Below are 8,194 nucleotides of genomic sequence, written 5' to 3'. Positions count from 1 at the left end.
CACGACGTGATATACTTAATATGTAAACAGATGACAACAACTAGGAGGACTTTTATTATGTCAAATGTATTGTTTGCGATTGACTTAGGAAATCGTCAAATTAAAACAAGTGATGGAGAAATGACAGACATTATTCCAACTTCTCTTGTTAGGGAAAAAGATTATTCAGGATATGGTGAGTCTAAATTAGAAGATTTTGAATTATACACCATTGATAATGAATCTTGCTATATCGGAAAAGATGTCAAAAAATTTATTAATGCACGTAGTGGACTTCAAACTAGTACGGATCGTTATGTTGATAATCAAATTTTTAAATTTTTAGCTATTGCTGCTATTGCTAGATATGCTAAAAATCATTTGAGTTCCAAAAAAGGAAATTTAAAAATTACTTTGATGGCAGGTTTACCAAGTGAAGATTTTCAAAACAATAAAAATATCGAAAATGTTCGAAAAATCTTTTCTGGTAAGCATGAAGTGATTTATAATAATAATGGTGAGGAGAGAGTGGTTAACTTTACAGTTGATGAAGTTTACTTTGTTCCTCAGCCATATGGTTCTTTCCTTTCAACTGCTTTAAAAGGAATTGATATTGTGGAAGGTATTGGAGATCAAGAAGATTTCGATCGTTATGATGAATACAATAAAAGTAGATTAGCAATTATTGATGTTGGAGGCGGAGACTTACAATTTGTTATTGTAGAGTATGGACAGTTTGTAACAGATAAAGCTATTCAACTTAGAATGGGTGCTATTGAATTATTTAATGATATTCGTAGTCGACTTATGAAAGAATACAATATAAAGGGTAATCATAATGAGATTGAATCTCTAGTAAGAGAAGGAATTGAAAATAATACTTATCGTTTTGTATATAAAGTCAACAGACGCAAGGAAATTGATATAACTGATATTGTTGTAGAAAGTATTGAAGATTGGACTCGCCGTATTGTAGAAGAGTTCCAACTTGCTTATCGTGATTCTGAAACATTAGATTTTGTGATGATTGCTGGTGGCGGTGCAAATATTGTTGATAAAGAAATTATCGACAATGCTTTTAATAAAGAATATGAACGCACTGTATTTGTTTCTAATAGTGAAATGGCTAATGTTGACGGATATATCAAGCGACTACAAATTTTAGAAAATGGTGGCGATTAGTCGATGGGAAAAAATAAAGGAATATACGTTGCTTTGGATTATGAAAAAGAAGGGGATATTATTCAATTTTTGGAGTCATCTCCTTTTAGTAAAAAAGCTCTTGTTATACTTGGGTTGCGTGAACTTATGAAACAAGATAGTGTGTCTGTATCACTCAGTAATAACTTAAATGCACAGATTAATACAAGAAATGAATTTCAAGAACCCAACAATAGTGCTAATAGCATGGACGTTTCTTCAGAATTTGATACACCTACGAGAGTTGTTGAACAATATAAGCAACAAGGTGAAGCAATGCCAAATATGCCAAACGATAGAACGGTATCTGAGAAAAGGCCGGGAAATAAAATTCACCGAAAAATTACAAATGGTGGCATTCTAAAATAAAATTATATACGCTTTAAAAACGTAAATGGAACCTTCAAAAAAGTTTCGTAAACGCAAATAAAGCCGTCGATAGACGGCTGAAATAACATTTTAACATTTTTGGTCGTCACCGACCTAATCCCAAAAGCAAGTGCTGGAACACTTGCTTTTTTCAATTATTATATTCTATTGCTTCAAATAAGGCAAATCAGATTAAAGTTATTATCATAACTACTAAGTTCCATCCCACGTGATTCAACATATTTTGTCTAATGTCCTTAAAAATCAAATAGTTTCCCGTTAAGAAAATCGAAATTATACCGTAATTAATAACGTTAGCAATGGTTAAATCAGTCCCGATGTGGGCAAAACAGAATAGTAAAGCAGAAATAGCTGCTGAAACGTACTTTGAAATTCGTGATCCATTTATAGGGATCATTAGGTATCTAAAAATGTATTCTTCAGCAATTGGAGCAAGCACTACAACATAAACAAGCATTACCATTGATGATAATCCACCATAATTTATCAATTTTAAGATGTGCTTAGTATTCTCGGAATCTTTGGTAACAATACCAACTTTACTAGATAAATAAATACTAATTGCCAAAACGATGTACATAACGATAACAAAGCATGTTGCTTTTATTATTCTTTTAAAGCCGCTAGGACTTGAATTACTGTTGATATTGGTTGTATTTCTGATTGTCGCATCTATCACCGTTAGGAAAAATGCGAAGATGAGTAAAAAGGCAACTGTATAAGATAGACTATTCTTATGAACGCTCCAGACTCCTAAAGCTATCTGCTCAAGAATTAATAACAAGAAACTGATAATGAATCTTGTGAGTGTTTTTTTATTTTCAGGTTGTATTATTTTTATTATAAAGTTGAATGTGTTAGTTAGCATTTACTTCTCTCTTTTCTTAGTGTGTTTTTTTTCTGTTTTTGTACTTGATGCTTGGTTTCTTGCTTGATTTTTGAGTGCCTTTTTGCTTTTGTTGTTGCGAGTTTCTGTTTGAGCTCAAGTTACGATAACCAGTAAATTTTTTGGCACTTCTCAGACTCCGATGTTTGATTACTCTAACTTGGCTTCTTGCTCTGACGTACTTAATAGCAAGATAAATAATAGCGACTGCTAAACCACTAAATAAAGAGTTAACAAAGTACAACAGGTAAGACATGTTAGGTGTAAAATCAGCAAATGTCTTAGTGACAAAGGCGAAATACAGTTGACCTAACCAGAGAATCAGATAAGCACCCATAAGAGATGCAATAAATAGAGCTATTGCGATGCTGTTTTCTTTGAGATTGTTCTTAAGAGGCGCATATAAATCAAGGTTAGTAAGTTCTTTAGGTGAAAATCTAATACTAGTAATGCCTTTGAGTATTGGTATTAAACTTACTATTCCAAAAAACGTTAGTAAGAAATAGTTTAATAAAATATGCTGCTTCCACAGGAAGAGGCCAGAGATAGTTCCACCTAAGATGGATAGTGTTAAGACTCCAAAATAAACGAGAGTCTTTTTTTGTTTGATTTTGTTCAGCCCATAAAAGACATATGCAGATAGAATAAGCGCTAAAAGCAATAATTGAAATCTATATAGATGCGTCATTACATAACCTTCACCAACTTCTTTTTTCCCGTAAACATGGCTAGAAAAAGTAATCATCCCCGTTTCAATCAAGGAAAGGACTAGTCCTAAGTAGAATAAGACTATCTTTACCACTCTAAATTTTTGGATGCCAGTAATAATGTTTTTTAAAGCAACGCTAAGAACAAAGATAATTCCAGTAGCGGAAAAGGTATAGAGCGTTTGATATATGGTGTAGATAAACAAGTTTGTCATCCCAGAATTAAATAAATTCCAAATATTATTGGTTACCCACGTATAAACGCTAACGATAGCAATGACTACAAGAAAAGCAAGGATAATTTTTGTAAATCTCTTTTTTAGTTTAAGACGAGTCATGACTTTATAACCAACAATTCCTAATACGAGTACAGAAAACCTTGTCAGTAAATCAACAAGGTTGTACGTGTTAAGTAATTGTTTGTTAGATGCCTTAACCGTTAGAGAAATAGCATTAAGATAGTTGGCAACCATGAGTGTAGGGAAAAAGGCTAGAAATAAGATTAAGGTGTATCTAGCACCACTTTCTAGTATCTGAAGAACGTTTTGCCTGACATAGAAATGAATTTTAGGTACTTTGAATTTTCTCATAAATTAATCCTCGTTGAATTTTCTATTGAAATTTCTTGTTAGTTGTAGGGTTGATCCCTTTAACAATCTTTTTCCATTTAGCTTTGTTAGTTCCTTGGTATTGATAGATTGTTTTGTTGTGCCTTTTAACAAGAATAGACGGAGTATGAAGAATACCTTGGTTTCTAACAAGGGTAGCAATAGCATTATCGTCAACATTAAGCGTAATCACATTTTGAGTTTTGTTAAGTTCGTGCAATGCAGGAACAACGGTTTTTCTAACCTTTTTGCAATCTTGGCAACTCGGTCTATATATATATTCGTAGATAATTTTATCTTGTGCAAAGCTTTTTTGCTCAAAAACGTTGATATCATAGACTTCTTTCACCTTGTCCCTCATAGAGTATCGTAATTGATATCGTATAAAAAACAATGGTATTATTATAACTAAAGGTATTATAATTAACGAAACAGATTGTATTTTTTTCAAAAAAATCACCTCGTTTTAATTATATACTAGTTTGCCCCCAAATTGTTTATTGTGTTAGGAAAAAAGTCATTGACTACGAACTAAAGGAGGTAATAACTTGAAATTTGCGGGTCAAAATTTTGGACCAGATGGAGACGATAAAAAACGAAAGCTTGCGGAAAATAATACTAATACAAATTCTGATGTTAACGTTGATGGTAGTAATCAAAGTGCTAAAGATTTTAAATCTGATGCAAGTGAAAAACTTAGTGATACTTTTAGTGATATTAAGTCTAAGTTAAACCCAGTGGAGGGTGCTAAGAACCTTGCTAAAGATTCCTTTGGTATAAAAAGGTCTTCAAAAGATACTGGAGAAGATGAAAGTAAAGATAATAAGAATCCCGAAGATGACGATGGTGGATTGCTTGATGCTCGTACTGATGATGAAAAGAAAAATGACGATAGCAACGATGGTGATAAAGATATTAATGCTATTGGTAATAAAGCTACAAGTGGTCTGAGGCAGAGTGGGGAAAAGGTTATATCGGCTGGAGCGGCGAATGCTGATAAACTGTTAGTAGGTTATGGAGCTTATAAAGCTGCTAGCGGTCTTAGCAAGCTCATAAGTGGTGCGGTACACTTAGCTAATAGGGTATGGGACGTTGCGACTACTTTTCCTGTTTTAGGTCCTGCGGTTAAAATGCTTGGCAATGGTGTCGGATATCTTCTTAAAGGTTCTGGAACTTATTTATGGAATGGTGCCAAAGGGGCTTGGGGGGCAATTAAATCTGGTGCTATTTTAAAACATCCCTTTGCTACTATGTGGGGTGGTGCTAAGTATGCTTTTAATGGACTTTGGGGCGGTGTTGAACGAGGCCTCGGTGCTGTTCCTAAACTTGCACACTGGGCGATAACCGGGCAAGGACTGCGTGTTGTTGGTCAAACGGCTGCCGGTGTTCCTAAATTACTAAGTGGTATATGGTCTGGGCTGAACTTTTTAGCAGGTAAGCTTTTAAGTAACTTAGGTCCATTACTTGCTATGGGGGCAAAATTAGGTAAAGCACTTGGAGCAATGTTATTAAACGGTTTAAAAGCTGTTTTACAAGCTTCAGCTGTAATCGGTAAGACTGTGCTTGGCTCTTTGGGGGTAACAGCTACTAATGTGATTTCAACAACGGTTGGCGCTTCCTTAATGCTGGCTCCTCTTAGTGCTATTGGTTATACGGGGTATGAATTACTCCGTGACCGTAATATTTCTTACCCCGGTCTATGTTCAACACAAAATAGTTCGAATGCACTTTCTCCCAGTGCTGATGTTGAATCAGGGGTTGGTGGAGAATGGACTAAAAAGGGGACAAAAGAATATAGTATTGCAAAAGATTTATGGGACGCTAGTATAAAACATGGTTTTAACGGTGTACAAGCCGCTGGTATTTTGGGTAATGCTTATACGGAAAGTGCTGGATTTCATAAATTAGATCAAGATCAAATTGGCGGTGGTGGTGGTAAAGGTTTGTTCCAGTTTACAGGAGCTACTTTAACTGCTGTTAAAGCAACAAAATCTTGGGATAATTCTTGGTCTGCTGATAATCAGTTACTGTCCTTTATCGAGGTTGAAAAGCACACAGGATTCCCACAATTTTTATCCACGACAAAGGGATCTGATGATATTGAAAACTCGATTTCTGCATGGCTGAAATATATGGAGCGTGCAGGTGTACCTAACCTTGAATCACGTCTTTCAGCAGGTAAAGAAGCATACTCTCTTTTTCATGGTGAAAGCGAAAAAGGTGATGAATCAAAATTACAAGCAATGGTTGATGGCAATACTAGTGCTATTGCGATGTTAAATTCGGCAACTGCATCAGCACTTAATAACCTTAACTGTAGAAATGGTGGTAATCTTGGTGCTGCGGATGGAAACATCTTAAGCATTGCAAAAGCTCTTGAAGGCTACTTCACTTATGAAAATAGTCGTCCTGTTTTACCACACGTTTCTAAAAATGGTAAGCTTGATAGTATTGACGATGTTAACCGTAACGGGGATACTGACTGTTCTGGTTACGTATGGTTAGTATTAAAACTGGCTGGGTACAAGGTTCCTGAAGGTGGTTGGTTTACAATGTCAATGGCAAATGATGCTCAAGGACCAAAACAATACCTTAAGGAAATTCCTATATCAGAAGCCAAAGCCGGTGATATTGTTATCGCTAACTTAAAAGGTACTGGTGGTTCAGGTAGTAACGGGCATACCGCTATTTTAGCAGCGGATCCAAAAGGTATTTCTGATGGTGATGGTTTGTTAAATTCTTCTACTCCAATCTGGAATGAAGGCGGTGGTAGTGACTCTGTTTCTAAGTCAAAGATGAACTACTCCTTCTATGGTTGGGCCGGTGCAGCTGATTGTATTGTGGCTCGCCCTGTATCGAAAGCAAAAGATTAAATTTTTTTGGAAAGGCTAAAAATTTAAGATGGAAAATAAGGAAAAAATATTAATTTTCGTTTTAGCGCTTACCTTAGTCGGTTTCTTTGGTTATTCGCTTAATACGTATAATAAAGCTCGAAATAACAATATTGTTTATTCTAAAAATTTAGAATCATTGAAAAAGCAAAAGAAATCTTTGGATAGCGAAAAAAGAAAGGTTAAATATATTGATTCGACCTATGAAGTAGTTGAGAAAAAAGCTAACGAAGTAGTTGAACAAGAAAAACGCTTTACTGAATTGACATCTAAAATAGGGGTTGGCAAACTTAAGGGCAACAAAGATTATCAAGATATTCAACTTAAACTTGGTTCTTTACTAAAATCAACTGATGAAAATGATCAATATAATCCAATTGCGATGCCTTGGAACAGACGTACTGATTGGGAAGGTAGTTATAAAATTGGCAAACTTACTGGCTCTAATTATCAGGTAATATTTATTTTTTCTAAGGATGGTACGCCAATGCGCTTTGTATCTTGTAAGTACTCGGTAATATCTCATCAATTCCATGCCTTTAAGCTCTACAATACAGGAGCAGGGCAAAGTGCAAATGGATACTATGAGAAATACGATAAGGATGGCAAGATAATTTCAAATCCAGACTATAGTAAGAAAAACTAATACTACCAATTATTAAAAACTAATTTTCTTTTTGAATGATTGGCTAATGAGGAAAAGGCGTTAATAGCGCCTTTTTTTCTTTGCATTTTTAATATTTCTTTACGTCTTTACGTTGTTATGTACACTAAAATGTGCCCTTACCTATACTTTTTTTGAAAAAGTAGATATGTTATTTTTAACCTCTATTTTTCGATTTAAGCGTCTAAATGTCGTTTTGGCATAATTGCCTATGCATTAATTTAGAATGGTACAGTGGCTAAAATATGGTACTCTATGGAGATATTATAGCTTGGACTATGATTAAGTTAAACTAAGTGGTCGATACGTTATCTTTGTGTGATGTTTTTTGCATATTGAATAGCACGTTCTTAAATGCCTCTATTTTTCGTTTAGACGTATAATAAACGTTTTTGGTCTAATTATACGTTGTTGAGGCTAGGATGCGTTAAAAGTAAAAATGAGTGGGTTTTTGAGTGCTGTATCTAGTATGGCTATCTTAGGGTTGATTGTTGCCGAATGGATCTGTGGTTGATTAAAGCATCCCGATTGATTAGTTGATTTATTTAGCTCTTGCTCGTAGTTCAAGTATTTAGCGATTAAGCGTTCAGTTGTTTAGGTACCTAGCTAACAGCAGCCTAGCTTTGTAGTATTTCCTAATTAGAACAGAACAGGATGCTAGAGCAAAGAAAAGATGTTCAAGAATTAAGTAGCTCGAGTTAAACGTTGGTTGTCTTTTTGCTTAATTAGAGGATTAGTTAAATCGTAATGGGGATGCTAAATTATATGGATCTGTATCTAAGTGCGAAGCACTAAAAATGGATTACCTAAATTTAGAAGTAATTCTTGAATTATTATATATCCTAATTTTTTTTGGTTGTCCCTTTATA

General features: G+C 34.6%; 7 protein-coding genes. 4 read left to right on the top strand and 3 right to left on the bottom strand.

All coding sequences use genetic code 11. From position 1 onward, the window contains the following. Window positions 1-57: 57 nt before the first annotated feature. Window positions 58-1,161 (top strand): ParM/StbA family protein, encoded by a 1,104-nt coding sequence (locus JCM10991_RS10660; RefSeq protein WP_023859305.1) that lies wholly within the window; start codon window positions 58-60, stop codon window positions 1,159-1,161. A 3-nt stretch (window positions 1,162-1,164) separates the two neighbouring features. Then, window positions 1,165-1,548, top strand: coding sequence for a hypothetical protein (locus tag JCM10991_RS10655; protein ID WP_023859304.1), 384 nt, complete (start codon window positions 1,165-1,167; stop codon window positions 1,546-1,548). A 187-nt stretch (window positions 1,549-1,735) separates the two neighbouring features. Here JCM10991_RS10655 and JCM10991_RS15445 read toward each other — a convergent pair whose 3' ends face one another. The 3 genes from JCM10991_RS15445 to JCM10991_RS10640 all read right to left on the bottom strand — a co-directional run bounded on the left by JCM10991_RS15445 (window position 1,736) and on the right by JCM10991_RS10640 (window position 4,119). Further along, entirely contained in the window at window positions 1,736-2,137 is a 402-nt protein-coding gene (locus JCM10991_RS15445; protein ID WP_162149525.1) for a CPBP family intramembrane glutamic endopeptidase, read from the bottom strand. 316 nt (window positions 2,138-2,453) lie between these two features. Further along, window positions 2,454-3,752 (bottom strand): hypothetical protein, encoded by a 1,299-nt coding sequence (locus JCM10991_RS10645; RefSeq protein ID WP_025021469.1) that lies wholly within the window; start codon window positions 3,750-3,752, stop codon window positions 2,454-2,456. Window positions 3,753-3,774: 22 nt separating this feature from the next. Continuing rightward, window positions 3,775-4,119, bottom strand: a complete 345-nt coding sequence (locus JCM10991_RS10640) for a DUF6568 family protein (RefSeq protein WP_161628284.1) — start codon at window positions 4,117-4,119, stop codon at window positions 3,775-3,777. 199 nt (window positions 4,120-4,318) lie between these two features. Here JCM10991_RS10640 and JCM10991_RS14680 point away from each other — a divergent pair, with 199 nt between their 5' ends. Further along, the gene (locus JCM10991_RS14680; RefSeq protein WP_025021467.1) at window positions 4,319-6,643 is read left to right on the top strand and encodes a phage tail tip lysozyme; all 2,325 of its coding nucleotides are present in this window, start codon (window positions 4,319-4,321) and stop codon (window positions 6,641-6,643) included. A gap of 28 nt (window positions 6,644-6,671) precedes the next feature. After that, on the top strand, window positions 6,672-7,307 hold the full coding sequence (locus JCM10991_RS10630; protein WP_025021466.1) for a hypothetical protein: 636 nt from the start codon (window positions 6,672-6,674) through the stop codon (window positions 7,305-7,307). The last annotated feature ends 887 nt before the right edge of the window (window positions 7,308-8,194 follow it).

It is taken from the genome of Ligilactobacillus equi DSM 15833 = JCM 10991, from assembly GCF_000615765.1.
In the GTDB taxonomy this organism is placed as follows: domain Bacteria; phylum Bacillota; class Bacilli; order Lactobacillales; family Lactobacillaceae; genus Ligilactobacillus; species Ligilactobacillus equi.
Note: the sequence above shows the minus strand (reverse complement) of the source record. Positions and strands in the feature narration are given on the sequence as shown.

Excerpts from the sequence above, each read along its gene's own strand:
- JCM10991_RS10660 (WP_023859305.1), top strand. The coding sequence starts at position 58 with ATGTCAAATGTATTGTTTGCGATTGACTTAGGAAATCGTCAAATTAAA.
- JCM10991_RS10655 (WP_023859304.1), top strand. The coding sequence starts at position 1,165 with ATGGGAAAAAATAAAGGAATATACGTTGCTTTGGATTATGAAAAAGAA.
- JCM10991_RS10645 (WP_025021469.1), bottom strand. The coding sequence starts at position 3,752 with ATGAGAAAATTCAAAGTACCTAAAATTCATTTCTATGTCAGGCAAAAC.
- JCM10991_RS10630 (WP_025021466.1), top strand. The coding sequence starts at position 6,672 with ATGGAAAATAAGGAAAAAATATTAATTTTCGTTTTAGCGCTTACCTTA.